This is a genomic window from Microbacterium sp. (genome assembly GCF_036566905.1).
In the GTDB taxonomy this organism is placed as follows: Bacteria; Actinomycetota; Actinomycetes; order Actinomycetales; family Microbacteriaceae; genus Microbacterium.
Genome location: NZ_DATCVK010000233.1, coordinates 17,668 through 34,262, shown reverse-complemented (window position 1 = coordinate 34,262; position 16,595 = coordinate 17,668). Strand labels below are relative to the sequence as shown.

The following is a 16,595-nucleotide window of genomic DNA, read 5'->3' as shown; positions in this document are numbered from 1 at the left end:
CCACCGCCGCGCGCAAGCGTGCCGCCGCAGCCCGTGCCCGACGGCTGCGGACCGCGCTGATCGTCTCGATCGTGACCATCGCGATCGTCACCGTCGGGGGCATCGCCGCCGTGTTCACGGTCGTCGGCAGCGCCGCCCGCGGCTTCGGGGACTGTGCGGGCTTCGCCCTCGGGCCGGGTCAGGTCGCGGCATCCACATCGCAATGGAACGCCGAGCAGCTCGACAACGCCGCCGTCATCATGGGCGCGGGCAGCGACCTCGGCCTGTCGGCGCGCGACCAGGCGATCGGCGTCATGACCGCCATGGGCGAGTCGTCGCTGCGCAACCTCGACCACGGCGACTGGGAGACCAGCGGCGTGACCAATCCCGACGGCAGCCGCACCACCTCGGTCGGCCTGTTCCAGCAGCAGGACAGCTGGGGCAGCCGGGAACAGCGCATGGACCCGTACACGGCCGCCACGCTGTTCTACCGCGCGATGGCGAAGGCCGTCCCCGACGGCGAACGGCTCGGGCTGGCGCCGACCCTCGTCGCGCACCGCACCCAGGTCAACGCCGACCCGCAGCACTACGCGCGCTACTGGCCCGCCGCCGTCGGCGTCGTCGAGAAGCTGTCGGGCGTCGACACGGGCCTCTCCGACTCCGACGACCCGAGCGGGTGCCGGTCGCAGGGCTGAACGTCGACCGCTAACTTGAGCCGCCTCGTGTCAACTTTGATTTGACGGATGCCGCACCCCGGCGTATGGTTGAGCCATCGCGACTCAACCTCGACGAGTTCGGGGGGCGGGACGCGAGCAGACTTCCCATCAACCCCGGGCGCCGGCATCCGTCAGCGTCCATATGAAGGAGAGATACACATGGCACGTGCTGTTGGAATCGACCTCGGGACGACCAACTCGGTCGTGAGCGTCCTCGAGGGCGGCGAGCCGAAGGTCATCGCGAACGCCGAGGGCTTCCGCACGACCCCGTCGGTCGTCGCGTTCACGAAGGACGGCGAGGTGCTCGTCGGCGAGACCGCCAAGCGCCAGGCCGTCACCAACGTCGACCGCACCGTCTCGTCGGTCAAGCGCCACATGGGCACCGACTGGAGCTTCGAGGTCGACGGCAAGAAGTGGACGCCGCAGGAGATCTCCGCGCGCATCCTCCAGAAGCTCAAGCGCGACGCCGAGCAGTACCTCGGCGACACGGTGACGGATGCCGTCATCACGGTCCCCGCCTACTTCAACGACGCCGAGCGCCAGGCCACCAAGGAGGCCGGCGAGATCGCGGGTCTCAACGTCCTGCGCATCATCAACGAGCCCACCGCGGCGGCGCTGGCGTACGGCCTCGACAAGGGCAAGGAGGACGAGCTCATCCTCGTCTTCGACCTCGGTGGCGGCACGTTCGACGTCTCGCTGCTCGAGGTGGGCAAGGACGACGACTTCTCGACCATCCAGGTGCGCGCGACCGCCGGTGACAACCGCCTCGGCGGCGACGACTGGGACCAGCGCCTCGTCGACTACTTCATCAAGCAGTTCAAGGACACCACCGGTGTCGACGTCTCGGGCGACAAGATCGCGCTGCAGCGCCTCAAGGAGGCCGCCGAGCAGGCGAAGAAGGAGCTCTCGAGCTCGACCTCGACCTCGGTGAACCTTCCGTACCTGTCGCTCACCGACTCGGGCCCCGTCTCGCTGTCGGAGACCATCACGCGCGCAAAGTTCGAGGACCTCACCAAGGACCTCCTCGACCGCACCAAGAAGCCGTTCGAGGACGTCATCCGCGAGGCCGGCATCAAGGTCGGCGACATCGACCACGTCGTGCTCGTCGGCGGCTCGACCCGCATGCCTGCGGTGTCGGAGCTCGTCAAGCGCGAGACCGGCAAGGAGCCCAACAAGGGCGTGAACCCGGACGAGGTCGTCGCCGTCGGCGCAGCCCTCCAGGCCGGCGTCCTCAAGGGCGAGCGCAAGGACGTCCTCCTCATCGACGTCACCCCGCTGAGCCTCGGCATCGAGACCAAGGGCGGCATCATGACGAAGCTCATCGAGCGCAACACCGCCATCCCGACCAAGCGCAGCGAGACCTTCACGACCGCCGACGACAACCAGCCGTCGGTCGCCATCCAGGTCTTCCAGGGCGAGCGTGAGTTCACCCGCGACAACAAGCCGCTGGGCACGTTCGAGCTCACCGGCATCGCGCCGGCTCCGCGCGGCATCCCGCAGGTCGAGGTCACCTTCGACATCGACGCGAACGGCATCGTCCACGTCTCGGCGAAGGACAAGGGCACCGGCAAGGAGCAGTCGATGACGATCACCGGCGGCTCGTCGCTGCCCAAGGACGACATCGAGCGCATGGTGCGCGAGGCCGAGGAGCACGCCGCCGAAGACAAGAAGCGCCGCGAGGCCGCCGAGGTGCGCAACCAGGCCGAGACCCTGTCGTACTCGATCGAGAAGCTCATCAAGGAGAACGAGGACAAGCTTCCCGAAGACGTCAAGAACGAGGTCCAGGGCGACGTCGACGCTCTCAAGACCGCGCTCGCGGGCGAGGACGACGAGGCCGTGAAGACCGCGTTCGACAAGCTCAACCAGAGCCAGGGCAAGCTCGGCGAGGCGATCTACGCATCCGGCCAGGCCGCCCAGTCGGCTCCGGATGCCGCAGCAGGCGAGCCGGCTGACAACCAGGGCGCGACGGACTCCGACGAGGATGTCGTCGACGCCGAGGTCATCGACGAAGACGAAGAGAAGAAGTAACCATGGCCGACAAGGACCACGACCCCACGGCCGGCTCAGGAGCCGGCGACGAGGAAGAGGTCCGTCCTGACGAGGAGGGGTCGGAGGCACAGGCCTCCGGCCCCGTCCCGCAGGACGGAGAAGAGCCGGACGAGGGCGACGAGCTGACGGTGGACGACATCCTCGGGTCGGCGCAGAACGCCGATGCCGCGGCCGAGGATGCCGTGCTGGCCGACCTCGAGTCCGCGCTGCTGAACGACCTCAAGCGGCTGCAGGCGGAGTACGCCAACTATCGCCGTCGTACCGAGGAGCAGCGCGAGGTCGAGATCGAGCGCGCCCAGGGCGCGGTCGCGAAGGGCCTGCTGCCGGTGCTCGACGATCTCGACCGGGCTGAGAAGCACGGCGACCTCGAAGAGGGCTCGCCGTTCGCCGCGATCGCCGTGAAGCTGCGCGGCGTCGCCGAGCGCATCGGGCTGACCACGTACGGCGCGGCCGGAGAGGTGTTCGATCCGCAGCATCACGAGGCCATCTTCCAGGTGCCGACGCCCGGCGCGACCGAGACGACGATCCTCGAGGTCGTCGAGATCGGCTACCGCCTCGGCTCGGTGGAGCTGCGTCCGGCGAAGGTCGTCGTCGCTGTTCCTGCCGACTAGCCCGAAGGAGCACCATGGCCAGTCAGGACTGGTTCGACAAGGACTTCTACTCGGTGCTCGGCGTCTCGAAGGACGTCAGCGAGGCTGACCTCAAGAAGACGTATCGCAAGCTCGCGCGGAAGTACCACCCCGACTCCAATCAGGGTGACGCTGCCGCCGAAGCGAAGTTCAAGGAGGTCAGCGAGGCGTACTCGGTGCTCTCCGATGCGGAGCAGCGCAAGGAGTACGACCAGATCCGCGCGATGGGCTCGGGCGCCCGCTTCACCGCGGGCGGCCAGGGTGGAGCAGGCGGCTTCGAAGACGTCTTCTCGATGTTCAACCAGGGCCGCGGTGCGCGGTACCAGAACGCCGAGGACTTCGACGACATCTTCGCGATGTTCAACCAGCAGCAGGGTGCGGGCTTCGGGACGGGCCGGTTCGGGCAGTCGACCGGCGGTTACCGCGGCTACGGCGGCCCGACCCGCGGGGCCGACGTCACGGCGCGCACGACGATCGACTTCGTCACGGCGACCAAGGGCGAGACCATCACGCTGCAGGGCGAGGACGGCAAGCCGTTCAAGGTGAAGATCCCCGCCGGGGTGTCGGACGGACAGAAGATCCGGCTGCGCGGTCGCGGGCGTCCCTCACCCGACGGCGGCGAGAACGGCGACATCGTCGTGCAGGTCGCGGTGCGCCCGCACCCGGTGTTCACCCGCGATGGGCTCAACCTGCGCGTCACCGTGCCGGTCACGTTCACCGAGGCGGCGCTCGGCGCCACCATCGAGGTGCCCACGCTCGGGGGAGACCCCGTGCGTCTGCGTGTCGCGCCGGGCACGCCGTCCGGCCGTGTGCTGCGCGTCAAGGGCAGGGGCGTCGAGACCGCGAAGGGCACCGGCGATCTCCTCGCCGAGGTGCAGGTCGCGGTGCCGTCGCACCTCGAGGACGCCGCGCGCGAGGCTCTCGAGCGCTTCCAGAGCCTCGAGCCGAAGGAGAACCCGCGCGCCGACCTCATGGCGAAGGCGCAGGGCTGAGATGCTCTACGAGAACAGGAGATCTGACGATGACAGGACGATTCCGCGCGAATCGTCCTGCGACGGTCAGATCTCCTGATCTCGTGGCGGGAGGGAGGTGATCGACATGGTTGAACCGCACGACATCGATGAGGATGCCCCGATCTTCGCGATCGCCGTCGCCGCCGAGCTGTCGGGCATGCACCCGCAGACCCTCCGCCAGTACGACCGGCTGGGCCTCGTCGTGCCTGCCCGCACTCAGGGCGGTTCGCGGAGGTACTCGCTGCGGCACGTCGAGCAGCTGCGCGAAGTCGCCCGCATGTCGGCGGACGGCATCGGACTGCCCGCCATCGTGCGGATCCTGGAGCTCGAGAACCGCGTGCAGGAGCTGCACGGTCGCGTGCGCGACCTGGAGGACCGCATGCGCGCCGAGATCGAGAAGCGTCCCGGTGCCCGGGTCTTCGCCGCCGGCTCGACCGGCAACGTCGTGACCCTGCGGCACGGCACTCGCGTACGGCGGGCGACGGAGGTCGTCGTGTGGCGGCCGCGCACGCCGATCGCGCCGGCCGCCGAGGACGGCGAGCCGCCGTCCGACGACTGAACGGTCGCCGCGCCGTCGTCTCGGCGCCCGCGGTTCCGCGGCTGCCGTGGCCGATTCGTCGCATCTCTGCTCCTGCGCGCGACCCTCACCCGCAGCGATGCCGTATGAAATCGATTTCGTAAACACCCCTCCCGGACGTAACGTGGCACTCGACGATCGAGGAGGATCATGTCTCTGCCGCGTTCACGCGTTCGCCTTCGCCGGGTCGCCGTGGTTGCGGCATCCGTCTGCCTCGCCGTAGGCCTCGCCTCGTGTGCCGCGCCGGCGATGCCCGCCGTCGACGACGACCAGGACAAGCCCTTCGTGCTCGAGGGCGTGTCGGGCCTCACTCAGATCGCCCAGCTCACCGGACCGGACGCCATGAACGACACCGCATCGGCGGCCGTGGCCGGCACCGATCTGGGTTCCATGGCCAACCTCGGCGATCGCACCTACTTCTTCTTCGGCGACACGTTCGGTGAGCGGGACCCCGCATCGATCGGTGGCCAGGGCGGCATCTGGCGGTCCAACGCGTCGGCGTGGACGACCGACGACGACCCTTCCGACGGCATCCGCTTCGACGGGTGGGCGCCCGCCGACGACCTCGGCTGGGCCGAGGCGCTCGTGGAGGGCGAGCACGACTCGAACGACGGCGAGGGCGAGGTCACGAAGATCCCCACGCACGGCTTCGCGGTCGGCGACACCCTCTACATCTCGTACATGTCGGTGTCGCACTGGGGCGAGCCGGGCGCCTGGGATGCCAATTACGCGGGGCTGGCGAAGTCCACGGACCGGGGCGGCACCTGGACCCCGCTCGACGCACCGACGTGGCCAGGGGACTCGAACTTCGTCCAGGTGGCGCCGGTGCACGTCTCGGACGGCGGCGCTGACTACCTCTACTTCTGGGGCATCCCGTCGGGCCGGTTCGGAGGCGTGGCGCTCATGCGCGTGCTCGCGACGGAGGACGCGGTCGAGGACGCCGACGCCTACTCGTATTTCGCGGGGACGGATGCCGACGGCACGCCGCGCTGGGACACCCACATGGCCGCCGCCGAGCTCGTGCTCGAGGGGACGATCGGCGAGCTCTCGGTGATGTGGTCGGACTATCTGGACAGGTGGCTCATGACCTACTCCGACGGCGGTGACGCCTACATCCGCGAAGGCGTGACCCCGTGGGGGCCGTGGAGCGAGGCGATCCTCCTAGCGCCGGGTGCGGAGTACCCGGGACTGTATGCGCCGTACATGAACCCGCGCTACGTCACGGAGGGCGGCAGCCGGGTCCACTTCTCGATGTCGCTCTGGGGGCCGTACAACGTGTTCTGGTTCTCCGTCGACCTCGAGCGGGCATCGTGACTCCCACGCAGGAACGGTTGTGAAATCGATACAACGCTGCAGGATGCGGCTCTCGCCCGCCTACAGCCGTGTTTCCGGTCGTCCTCGCGCGGTTTTGGTACCTCTGGGCGCGTGGCGTGGTGCGTGATCTCGCAGAATCGGTCCTGGAGCCCGTTGCGCATGAAATCGATTTCGTCTAGCCTGACCCGAGACGAGATCAGTGGCGATCCGCGCAGGACGGCGGGCCCCGCTCGATCAGTCGGACCGGCTCCCCTGACCGGCCACAGCTCCGACTCACCGAAGAGTCGTGTTCCTGAGGAGGGACGAATGCACAAGAGAAACAGCAGGCTCTTGCTGGTCGTCGCGGCGGCTGCGGCCGCCGGCATGGCGCTCGCCGGCTGCAGCGCCGGTGGCGGCGACGGTGGCGATGACGGCGTGGCGACCATCCAGTTCTGGCACCGCACCTTCACCCCGGTCGAGAACGAGTGGTACGCCGACATCGTCAAGCAGTTCAACGAGTCGCAGGACGAGATCAAGGTCGTCGACACGGAGGTTCCGGCGGACGCCTGGGACCAGAAGATGAAGTCGGCGCAGGCGGCTGGGAAGGCCCCCGACATCTACACGTTCTCGGCGAGCATCACGGATGCGGTCAACGCCGGGCAGCTGCACGAGCTCAATGACCTCGTCCCTCAGGACAAGCTCGACGAGATCATCGAGCCGGCGCAGCCCATCTCGCAGATCGACGGCAAGTACTACGCGTACCCGCTCCTGCTCGAGCCGCAGACGGTGCTGTTCTGGAACAAGGACCTGCTGTCGGCCGCAGGGCTGGACCCGGAGACCGGTCCGACCACCTGGGACGAGCTGCTCGACATGTGCGCCGCGATCAAGCCCACCCTGGCCGAGGGGCAGTACTGCATCTCGCCGGCGAGTGACGCCGTCACCTTCGCGTGGTCGTCCGTCGGCCAGCAGTACAACTTCGCCGGTCACACCGCGCTGAACGACGACTGGACCGCACCCGACATCGACGACCCCGGGTACCGGGACCTCATGGCGAACTACAAGACGCTGTGGGACGAGGGCTACATGCCCCAGCAGGCGCTCGACGTCTACGTCGGAGGCAAGGACTTCGGTGAGGAGAAGGTCGCCTTCAAGGTGTCGGGTTCGTGGATGATGTCCGAAATCGGGTCGGACTACTCCGACGTGCTGCCCAAGACGGGGATCGGTGCGTTCCCGAACGCGGCGGATGCCGACGGTCGCGGCGCGAGCACGCTCGGCAACTTCCGCTGGGTGATCGACGCCAAGTCCAAGAACGCGCAGGCGGCGGCCGACTTCCTGACCTGGGCGCTCGCGGGTGACCCCGACCTGCTCGTACCGTTCTTCGTCGACACGCAGTTCACCAAGGTGCCTGTGCGCGAGTCGGTGCAGCAGGCCGTCTCGGCCGACGAGGCGAGCGCCGACGCGCCGTGGTCCTCGATCGTCATGAACGACATCGTGCCGACCGCGATCCCCGAGCCCACCTACCCCTGGGATGTCTCGCTCGCCGTGGGCACCGCGATGGAGTCGGTGATGAAGGGCGCGGCCTCGGCTGACGAGGCCATCAAGACGGCGGAGGATGCCATCAACACGGTGATCCAGCGCGACGATCTGCCCAGCAAGGCGCCGACGTCCTAGCGAAGGATCGGATCCGGGGGTCGATGCCATCGGCCCCCGGACCTGTGCCCCGGCCCACAGCGAGGTGAGGAAATGACCGCGACGCAGACGATGATGACCGAGACGGAGACGATGGTGCTCCCCGGTCGCCGGCACGACAAGCACCGGCACAACAGATTCCGGTATCGCGACGGGAGGATCGCCTACCTGCTCATCCTTCCGGCCCTGGTGCTCCTCGGGATCTTCGTGGTCTGGCCGGCCGTCTACGCCGGCTACCTCTCGTTCCAGGACTGGAGCTTCTACAAGGACCCCGAGTTCGTCGGGTGGCGCAACTACGCCAACGTCCTGAGCGACCCGCTGTTCTGGGAGTCGATCGGCCGCGGGTTCGTGTTCGTGGCCATGACGGTGCCCCCGATGCTGATCCTCGCGTTCTTCTTCTCGAGCCTCGTCGTCAGCGTGTCGCGCTGGTTCGCCGGCGTGCTGAAGGTGAGCATCTACATCCCGACGATCATCTCCGCGGTGATCACCTCGATCATCTTCGTGCTGATCTACAACTACTCGGGCGGCATCCTCAACGCGATGCTGGGCGGGTTCGGCATCGATCCGATCGCCTGGATCGGCGACCCCGCGTGGGCGCTGCTGGCGATCGCGATCCCCGCCATCTGGCTGGGGATCGGCCTCACCTCGCTCATCATGGTCGCCGCGATGATCGACATCCCCACCGAGTACTACGAGGCCGCCGCGATGGAGGGCGCCAACTGGTGGGAGAAGACGCGGTTCATCACGCTCCCGCAGATGAAGAACGTCTTCCTGTACCTGCTCATCACCGGCTTCGTCGCGGCGATCCAGCAGTTCGAGCTGCCGCTCGTCATGACCGGTGGCGGGCCGCTCAACTCGACGACCCTGCCGAACCTGTTCATCTTCAACCACTTCCGCAACGACATCAACGTCGGCTACTCGATCGCGGCGGCGCTGCTGCTGTTCGTCGTGCTCGGCACCGTGTCGGCGCTGGTGTTCCGCTTCGTCAATTCCGAGAGGCTGGTGGACTGACGTGACCGCCGTTCAGCAAGCCCCCGTCGCTACGCCGATCGTCCAGCGACGTCCGCACCGCGATCTGACGTGGTGGTTCTACACGATCGGCAAGGCGATCGTCGGGATCGTCTTCGTCGTCGCCGCGCTCTTCCCCCTGGCGTGGATGGTGATCGCCGGCTTCAAGTCGAAGACCGAAGTGATCGAGACGCCCTTCCAGTTCTTCCCCGAGGTATGGCGCTGGGAGAATTACGCCCAGATCCTCGCCGACCCCACGTTCACCCGCACGATGCTCTGGACCTTCCTCGGCGCGGTGCTCTTCACGCTGCTCGCTCTGACGGTCAACTCGCTGGCGGCCTACGCGTTCGCCCGGCTGGACTTCCGGTTCAAGCGGACTCTCTGGGTCATCGTCATCACCACGATGTTCATCCCCGGCATGACGATCCTGCTCACGAGCTTCATCGTCGTGACCAACCTTCAGATGCTCGACACCCTGGCAGTGCTGGTGATCCCGGGTGCGGCCAGCGCGGGGATGATCTTCTTCATCCGGCAGTTCTATCTGAGCATCCCGTCCAGCCTCGAAGAGGCCGCCATGCTCGACGGCTGCGGTCGGATGCGGATCTTCACGAAGCTGTTCCTGCCGCTGTCGAAGCCGCCGTTCGTCGTGATGGGGATCACCGCGTTCCTCGCGTACTGGAACTCCTATGTATGGCCGATCATGACGATCACCACGCCCGACCAGTTCGTGGTGCAGCAGTACCTGGCGACCTTCCGCTCGGAGCGCAGCACCGAGCTCGGCCTGCTGATCGCGGGGTCGGTCCTCGCCGCGGCGCCCGTGATCATCCTGTTCCTCGTCTTCCAGCGCCAGATCATCGGCAACATCAAGATGGCCGGTCTCAAGTAGGCCGACCGCGTATGTGGAAAGGACTCGCGAAGATGCGACGACTACGAACGAACACCGCCCTCATCGCCGCCGCCGTCGGCGCGCTCGTCATCGGGGTCATCGCGCCGGCCGGCGCGGCGGCGGCACCGGCCGAGGCGGACGAGGTCGCCACCGCGGCGGCATTCCCCGACCATTCCCCGGCCGTCGTCGTCGGCAAGATGACCGGCCCCAAGTCGACGAGCGCGACTGACACCGCCTGGCGGGTGACGGGCACCGATCTCGGCATCATGTGGGACAACGGCCAGGGCCAGATCCTCACCGCGTTCGGCGACACGTTCGGCGACTGGACAGGACCGGGTGGTGGCGGCGGCGACTGGCGCTCCAACGTGCTGCTGCGCAGCTCCGACACCGACCTCTCCGACGGCATGACCTTCGACTCGGCGGTCGAGGATGCCCCCGGCCACGCCGGCGAGCTCATCCCTTCGCTGAAGATCAACGGTCAGGAGATCACGACGATCCCCACCGCCGGCATCGCCGTGGGCCCCCGGCAGTATCTGGCGTTCATGTCGGTGCGGCAGTGGGGTGCGCCCGGTGCATGGGACACGAACTACAGTCGCATCGCCTACTCCGACGACAACGGCGAGACATGGAACTCGACAGACGGCCCGCAGTGGACGAACACGCCTGACGGGCAGCATCCGTTCCAGATGGTCGCCTTCGAGCGGCACGACGGCTACGTCTACATGTTCGGCACCCCCGACGGCCGCTTCGGCGCAGCGCACGTCGCGCGGGTGCCCGAGGCGCAGATGCTCGACAAGTCGGCCTACTCGTACTGGAACGGGTCGAGCTGGATCGTCGGTGACGACACCGCGGCCGTCGCCATCGTGCCGCCGAACGTCGCCGAGTTGTCGGTGCAGTACAGCGAGCACACCGGCGGATGGCTCATGACCTACCTCGACGAGAACCTCGATCTCGTGCTGCGCACCGCGCCCTCGCCGGAGGGTCCGTGGAGCGATCGGCAGCGGCTCGCCAGTTTCGCCGACTTCCCGGGACTCTACGGCGGCTACATGCATCCGTGGTCGGAGGACGGCGACCTCTACTTCTCGCTCTCGCAGTGGGAGCCGTACAACACGTACCTGCTGCGTGCCGAGATCGATGAGGACGGCACGGTCGTCAACCCGAACCTGATCCAGGACCCCGGCTTCGAGCGCGCCGTCGACGGCTCCATGCCTGCGCCGTGGGCGTGCACGGGCAACTGCGGCATCGACATCAACCACTCGTGGGCCTACGGCGGCACGAAGCAGGGCTGGATGCGATTCAACTCCGGGTGGATCGACGTGCATCAGGACGTCGCGGTCGAGCCGAACACCACGTACACGCTCACCGGCTTCGTGGTGACCGGCGGCACGCCCGCCGAGGGATCCCTCGGCGTCCGTGAGCTCGGTGCCGGCGGAGCGACCATCGGCGAGACCGCCTTCGAGGCGGTGGGCGCGTACACGCGATACTCGGTGACCTTCCACAGCGGCGATCGCACGCAGGTGCAGGCCTTCGTCGGCACGCACCTGAACGGCGACCGGTGGGTGCAGTTCGACGACCTCTCGCTCGTGAAGGCGAAGGAGCAGCTGCCGGGGCTCTCGGTCTCGGTGACCTCCGACCCCACCGCAGGTGCGGAGGTGGTGCGCGATGACGTCGTGACGTACACGGTGACGGCGTCGACCGACAGCGCGACCGCCGAGGGCGTCGCGCTCGCGGTGGACCTTGCGGGACTCGTGGACGATGCGACGCTGGATGACGCGTCCCTGGCGTCGTCGATCGGCACCCCCGTGCTCGATGGCTCGACGCTGCGGTGGGAGGGCGACATCCCGGCGGGAGAGAGGCTGGAACTGTCGTTCGCGGCGACCGTCCGACGAGACGCGTCGCGCACCGACTCGCAGCTGGTCGTGACCACCACGGCGACCGGCGACCGTGCCATCCTCACGTCGTGCGACGGCTGCGCACTGACCCTCACCGCCGTCCATTACGACCCCCGCCCGCCGCGACCGGAGTTTCCCGACAAGCCCGGCAAGCCCGAGAAGCCCGGCAAGCCCTAGCGTCAGGGAAGCGCGTCCGCCGTCCGATCCCCGCGGGATGGGCGGCGGGCGCGATGCGGCGCTGGGATGCAGCTAGCGGCGCGCGTGGAGACGGTCGAGCAGGAACGCGTGCGTCTCGGCATCCGCTGCGGCCACCAGGCCGTGGTCGCCCGTGTGCAGCTCGGCGCCGGCGAGGTTGGTGACGACCGTGCCCGCCGCACGACACAGCGCGATGCCGGCCGTCCAGTGCACGCTGCCCCGCAGGTCGCCGCCGGTGATGTAGCCGGCCTGCTGGCCGGTGGCGACCCACGCGAGAGCCAACGTGGTCGACAGGAAGCGAGGGCTGAACCGGGCGCGGAAGACCTCGTCCGACAGCAGGCGGGTGCCGCTGTCATCGGGGTAGCCGGACTCCAGGTTCACGGTGACCAGTCGGGACGAGGAAGTCGGGTCCAGGCGGCGGTCGACGCCGGCATCGGGGGCGGTCGTCTCGGCACGGTGCCAGGCGGCCGCGCCGTCGGTCCAGAACACATCGCCGGCGGGATCGGCGACCGCGGCGGCGGTGGTGACGCCATCGACGTCCAGTGCGACGTTGACGGCGAACAGGGGAACGCCGGCAGCGAAGTTGAGCGTGCCGCAGATCGGATCGACCAGCCACCGGCGGCGCCCGTCGCCGCTGGAGCCGAGCTCCTCGCCGACGACGGCGTCGCCAGGCCGCAACTGGGCGAGCACGTCCCGGATGGCACGCTCGGCCTCGACGTCGGCTTCCGTCGTGAAGTCGAGACCTCGATCGGCAGTACGCCGGCTTCCGGTGTTGTAGCGCGCCCGCGCAACGGCGGCACCGGCCGACGCGGCGCGCACCGCCACCTCGGCATCGGCAGCGGAGTGGTGAACCATTCGGCCAGTCAATCAGTCCACGGGCCGATTCTCTCCACACGGCCTCGCGGCCGAGGCACCGCTGCCACCCAACGCCCGACCGCCCTTTCGCTCTCCCCAGCTTCGCCATCCCACTCACGGACACCGGCCGCATGGTGGCACTATGCAAGGGATGGACACTGGCACCCTCGACGAACTGCGCGCACTCCGGGCCCGCGCGTACGGTCCCTCGGCGGACATCGACCAGGACCCGGCCGCGCTGAGGCGACTGCACGAACTCGAGGCTCGCCAGCGTCCGGGGGCGGCATCCGACGCGGCCGCGCTAGTCCAGGCGTCCGCCGTGCCGGCGGAGCCCGAGTCGGCACCGGTGAGACCCGAACCGACGGCGCAGGCCGAGCCGACGCTCCCGCAGTCTCCCGCGTCGCAGCCGACTCCGCCGCCGACCCGGTACGTCGACGACAGCGACGCAGAGTCGCCCGCCCGCCAGCACGTCGTGGAAGAAACCGACTCGACGCCTGCGGGCGCCGATCCCGCGCCGGCGAAGAGCGGCCTGCGCATGCGCATGCGCACGCGACTGCTGTGGGCGCTGTCGGTGGTCGCGGCCGCCGCCGTCGCCGCCGGAGTCACCTATGCGGTGACGTCGATGGCTCCCGTCTCGGTCTCCAGCGGTGCCGAGCAGATCGCCACCCTCGAGCCCGACACGCTGGTCAACGTTCCTGCGGGCTGGTTCGGCGCCGGGCTCAGCTCGGCCGCCTACGAGTACTACGGTCTCACTCTGTTCGAGACCGCCGGCGGCTATAGCTCCGCCGGAAACGGAACCGAATGCTTCACGGTCGTCGCCACGGACCAGCTTCCCGCCGAGGATGCCGACACGAGCTCCTGGTCGATGAACGGACCGATCTACTCCGGCTGCCGTGTCGGCTCCTTCCCAGCCACCGTGCAGTTCTCGATCGACAGCAACAGCCCGGAAGAACTGCGAGCGCGCTTCCCCGACGGCAGCGCGCTGCAGTTCGTCCGCGACGGCGATCGCATCGGGGTGTTCCACTCCAGCGAGTAGCCCGTCTGCCTTCGCGGCGGTGGTGAGCCCGGCCCGGGTTCCGTTCACGGATGCCGTGCGCCTAGGCTGTCGCGGTGACCGACGCACTGGACGAGGGGCCGTTCTACCACGGCACGAAGGCCGACCTCCAGGTCGGCGATCTGCTGACGCCGGGCTTCCGGTCGAACTACCGGCCCGACGTCGTCATGAACCACATCTACTTCACCGCGCTGCGCGATGGCGCCGGGCTCGCGGCGGAGCTGGCCGCCGGGGACGGTGCCCCGCGCGTGTACGCCGTCGAGCCCACCGGGCCGTTCGAGAACGACCCGAATGTGACCGACAAGAAGTTCCCCGGCAACCCCACCCGGTCTTACCGCAGCGGTTCGCCCCTCCGGGTCCTCGGCGAAGTCACCGATTGGACGCGACTGACGCCCGAGGCGCTGCAGACGTGGCACGAGCGCCTGGCGGTGCTGCGGGCGGACGAGCGGGGCGAGATCATCAACTGACGCCGGACGCGCCCGGTCAGTCCTGCGGTGCGCGGGGAGGTGTCGCTCCGATGTCGGGCACCGGAGCGGTGCCTAGGTGCACCTCCAGGTCGTCGGCGCTCGGCGTCCTGGGTCGGCGCGCCGTGGGCCGGTCGAGATAGAACATCGCCGTCGAGGCGATGTCGTCGCGCAGCGGAAGGTAACGCCACCCGCTGCGCCACCCGAGTGCCTGGATGTCGACCTTGGGGATGCCGGTCGAGAAGTGGATCGGATCCGGCAGGTGCCAGCGGTACATGCCGAAGCGCTGCTGACTGACGTAGAGGCCATCCGGGCGGATCACCTGCGGCATGCCGAGGTAGGGGGTCGAGAACTCCGTGTAGCCCTTGCCGGGGATGTCGAAGTTCCAGGCGCCGCCGAAGTAGTCCTCCGTGCCGGTGCCGCAGATGGTCGGGTAGTCGGTGTCGTCGTCGAGGTAGAACTTGATCTCACCCTCGCCCCACCAGCCGTTGGAGTTGACGCCCCAGGCGATGTAGGTGCCGACGTACTGGCCCTGGCCCTCGATGCCCTCCAGGATCGTGTGGGGGACGAGTTCTTCCAGCGGGTTCGACCGGCGCCACTGAGCGTGGAAGTAGCCGTCGGCCGAGTAGTCTCCGCCGATCTCGTAGGTGACCTGGTAGTACACGCGGACGTCGACGACCGACGTGTTCTCGACGGTGAGCCGGGCGCCGGTGCGGAACGGCATCGGCCAGTAGGAGTTGAAGCCGCCGTGCGGGTTCGCGGCGATCGTCTGCGAGTTCACCTGGGCGAACACGCCCCAGCCATTGCAGAAGAAGTCGCCGTACGGGACCTCGACGGCGGGCTCCTCGGCGCCGTCCCAGTAGGCGCGCAAGAGGAGCGTGCGCCAGTTGTCGGTGTGGGTGGTGATCCAGATGTGCGTGATCCGTCCAGGGCCGTCGATGTTCGCGAGGTCGAAGGTCTCACCGGCCTTGACGTCGACACTGGGTGAGATCTTCCAGCCCGGGCCGAGGTCACGGGCGCAGGAGGCCCCGGTGCCCTCGGTTGCGCGGCCGCCGCCGCCGGACGAGCCGTCGAAGTTCTCGGGCGAGATCGACCGCGTCTGCAGCGACCGCAGCGAGGCGATCGAGGAGAGTTCGGGGGAGGGCAGCTGGGGTGCGTTCATCGGTCGGCACGTCCTCGTGTCGGTGCGCCGGAAGCGGCGCAGTGGTGCAAGCGGATGCGGGACATTTTGGAATCGATTTCAACACTGTATGGTGGGCTCACCGGCATGTCAACGCGCGTCGGTGCAGGGGAAGCGGGGTGCCGTGGCAACGATCTACGAGGTCGCCAAGCTCGCCGGCGTGTCGCCGGCGACGGTCTCCCGCGTCTTCAACGGCATGGGTGTGTCGGACGAGAAGACGCTCGCGGTGCGCGAGGCAGCCCGCCTGCTGAAGTTCACGCCCAATCGCACGGCGCGCACCCTCCGCAGGCAGGCGTCCGAGGTCATCGCCCTTGTGATCCCCGATATCGAGAACCCCTACTTCACCGAGATGGCGCGGGGAGTGGAGGACGTCGCCTCCCAGGCCGGCTACTCGGTCGTGCTGTGCAACACCGACGCGCAGATCGAGAAGGAGGCCACCTACCTCCAGATCGCGATCTCCGAGCACATGGCCGGCGTGATCCTGGCGGCGGCATCCGACCATACGAATCTCGATGAGCTCCTGGCCACCGGCCGCCCGGTCGTGGCCGTCGACCGCGGAACGGGCTACGACATCGACGGCGTCGTCATGGCCAACCGCACCGCGGGTCAGGCGGCCACCGAGAATCTCGTGCAGGCGGGCTATCGGCGCATCGCGTGCATCACCGGACCGCAGCACATCGAGACCGCGTACGAGCGCGCGCAGGGGTGGCGAGCCGTGCTGGCGCGTCACTTCCCAGACGACGATCCCGACGAGCTGCTGAGGTACTCGACGTTCCGCGTCGACGGCGGACGCGAGGTCATGGAGGAACTGCTCGCGCTCCCTGATCCGCCGGACGCGGTGGTCGCGGGCAACAACCTGCTCGGGGTCGGAGCGATCCAGGTGCTCACCGAGCACGGACTCACCCCGCCGAAGATCGGCGTCGCCGTCGTCGGCTCGCTCCCCTTCACCACCCTCACGCCGACCGCTGTCACCGTCGTGCGGCTGCCGGCGAGGCACATGGGCGTGACGGCGGCGAAGATGCTGCTCGAGCGCATCAACGGCGACGACCAGCCCGCGCGCACCGTCGTGCTGCGCAACGAGGTCCAGCCGGCTCGCGCCTCCGTGCGCAGCTGACC

General features: G+C 68.5%; 15 protein-coding genes. 13 read left to right on the top strand and 2 right to left on the bottom strand.

The genetic code is table 11. The features are described from left to right. The 10 genes from VIP82_RS21510 to VIP82_RS21465 all read left to right on the top strand — a co-directional run. Nucleotides 1–674 (top strand): peptidase M23 (locus VIP82_RS21510; protein WP_331912418.1); only part of this gene is annotated, 674 nt, incomplete at its 5' end. Between the two features lie 180 nt (nucleotides 675–854). Then, entirely contained in the window at nucleotides 855–2,723 is a 1,869-nt protein-coding gene (gene dnaK, locus VIP82_RS21505; RefSeq protein WP_331912416.1) for a molecular chaperone DnaK, read from the top strand. A gap of 2 nt (nucleotides 2,724–2,725) precedes the next feature. Next, a complete protein-coding gene (locus VIP82_RS21500; RefSeq protein WP_331912414.1) occupies nucleotides 2,726–3,355 on the top strand; it encodes a nucleotide exchange factor GrpE in 630 nt (209 codons plus the stop codon). 14 nt (nucleotides 3,356–3,369) lie between these two features. Then, complete coding sequence (locus VIP82_RS21495; protein WP_331912412.1) at nucleotides 3,370–4,365, top strand: DnaJ C-terminal domain-containing protein; 996 nt, start codon at nucleotides 3,370–3,372, stop codon at nucleotides 4,363–4,365. 106 nt (nucleotides 4,366–4,471) lie between these two features. Further along, entirely contained in the window at nucleotides 4,472–4,945 is a 474-nt protein-coding gene (locus VIP82_RS21490; RefSeq protein ID WP_331912410.1) for a heat shock protein transcriptional repressor HspR, read from the top strand. Between the two features lie 168 nt (nucleotides 4,946–5,113). Next, on the top strand, nucleotides 5,114–6,277 hold the full coding sequence (locus VIP82_RS21485) for a glycoside hydrolase family 183 protein (protein ID WP_331912408.1): 1,164 nt from the start codon (nucleotides 5,114–5,116) through the stop codon (nucleotides 6,275–6,277). Nucleotides 6,278–6,583: 306 nt separating this feature from the next. Continuing rightward, nucleotides 6,584–7,927 (top strand): extracellular solute-binding protein, encoded by a 1,344-nt coding sequence (locus tag VIP82_RS21480; RefSeq protein ID WP_331912406.1) that lies wholly within the window; start codon nucleotides 6,584–6,586, stop codon nucleotides 7,925–7,927. A gap of 72 nt (nucleotides 7,928–7,999) precedes the next feature. Continuing rightward, nucleotides 8,000–8,956, top strand: coding sequence for a carbohydrate ABC transporter permease (locus VIP82_RS21475; RefSeq protein ID WP_331912404.1), 957 nt, complete (start codon nucleotides 8,000–8,002; stop codon nucleotides 8,954–8,956). Nucleotide 8,957: 1 nt separating this feature from the next. Further along, nucleotides 8,958–9,839, top strand: coding sequence for a carbohydrate ABC transporter permease (locus tag VIP82_RS21470; protein ID WP_331912402.1), 882 nt, complete (start codon nucleotides 8,958–8,960; stop codon nucleotides 9,837–9,839). A gap of 32 nt (nucleotides 9,840–9,871) precedes the next feature. Continuing rightward, nucleotides 9,872–11,908 (top strand): DUF5005 domain-containing protein, encoded by a 2,037-nt coding sequence (locus VIP82_RS21465; protein WP_331912400.1) that lies wholly within the window; start codon nucleotides 9,872–9,874, stop codon nucleotides 11,906–11,908. 72 nt (nucleotides 11,909–11,980) lie between these two features. On the opposite strand, the gene VIP82_RS21460 is transcribed toward VIP82_RS21465, so the two are convergent. Then, nucleotides 11,981–12,781: an inositol monophosphatase family protein gene (locus VIP82_RS21460; protein WP_331912398.1), complete on the bottom strand. Its 801-nt coding sequence runs from the start codon at nucleotides 12,779–12,781 to the stop codon at nucleotides 11,981–11,983. Between the two features lie 151 nt (nucleotides 12,782–12,932). On the opposite strand from VIP82_RS21460, the gene VIP82_RS21455 reads away from it, so the two are divergent. After that, a complete protein-coding gene (locus VIP82_RS21455; protein WP_331912396.1) occupies nucleotides 12,933–13,817 on the top strand; it encodes a hypothetical protein in 885 nt (294 codons plus the stop codon). Between the two features lie 74 nt (nucleotides 13,818–13,891). Continuing rightward, the gene (gene arr, locus VIP82_RS21450; protein ID WP_331912394.1) at nucleotides 13,892–14,302 is read left to right on the top strand and encodes an NAD(+)--rifampin ADP-ribosyltransferase; all 411 of its coding nucleotides are present in this window, start codon (nucleotides 13,892–13,894) and stop codon (nucleotides 14,300–14,302) included. 16 nt (nucleotides 14,303–14,318) lie between these two features. On the opposite strand, the gene VIP82_RS21445 is transcribed toward arr, so the two are convergent. Then, a complete protein-coding gene (locus VIP82_RS21445; protein WP_331912392.1) occupies nucleotides 14,319–15,461 on the bottom strand; it encodes a glycoside hydrolase family 172 protein in 1,143 nt (380 codons plus the stop codon). Nucleotides 15,462–15,603: 142 nt separating this feature from the next. Here VIP82_RS21445 and VIP82_RS21440 point away from each other — a divergent pair, with 142 nt between their 5' ends. Next, nucleotides 15,604–16,593, top strand: coding sequence for a LacI family DNA-binding transcriptional regulator (locus VIP82_RS21440; RefSeq protein ID WP_331912390.1), 990 nt, complete (start codon nucleotides 15,604–15,606; stop codon nucleotides 16,591–16,593). Nucleotides 16,594–16,595: the final 2 nt, after the last annotated feature.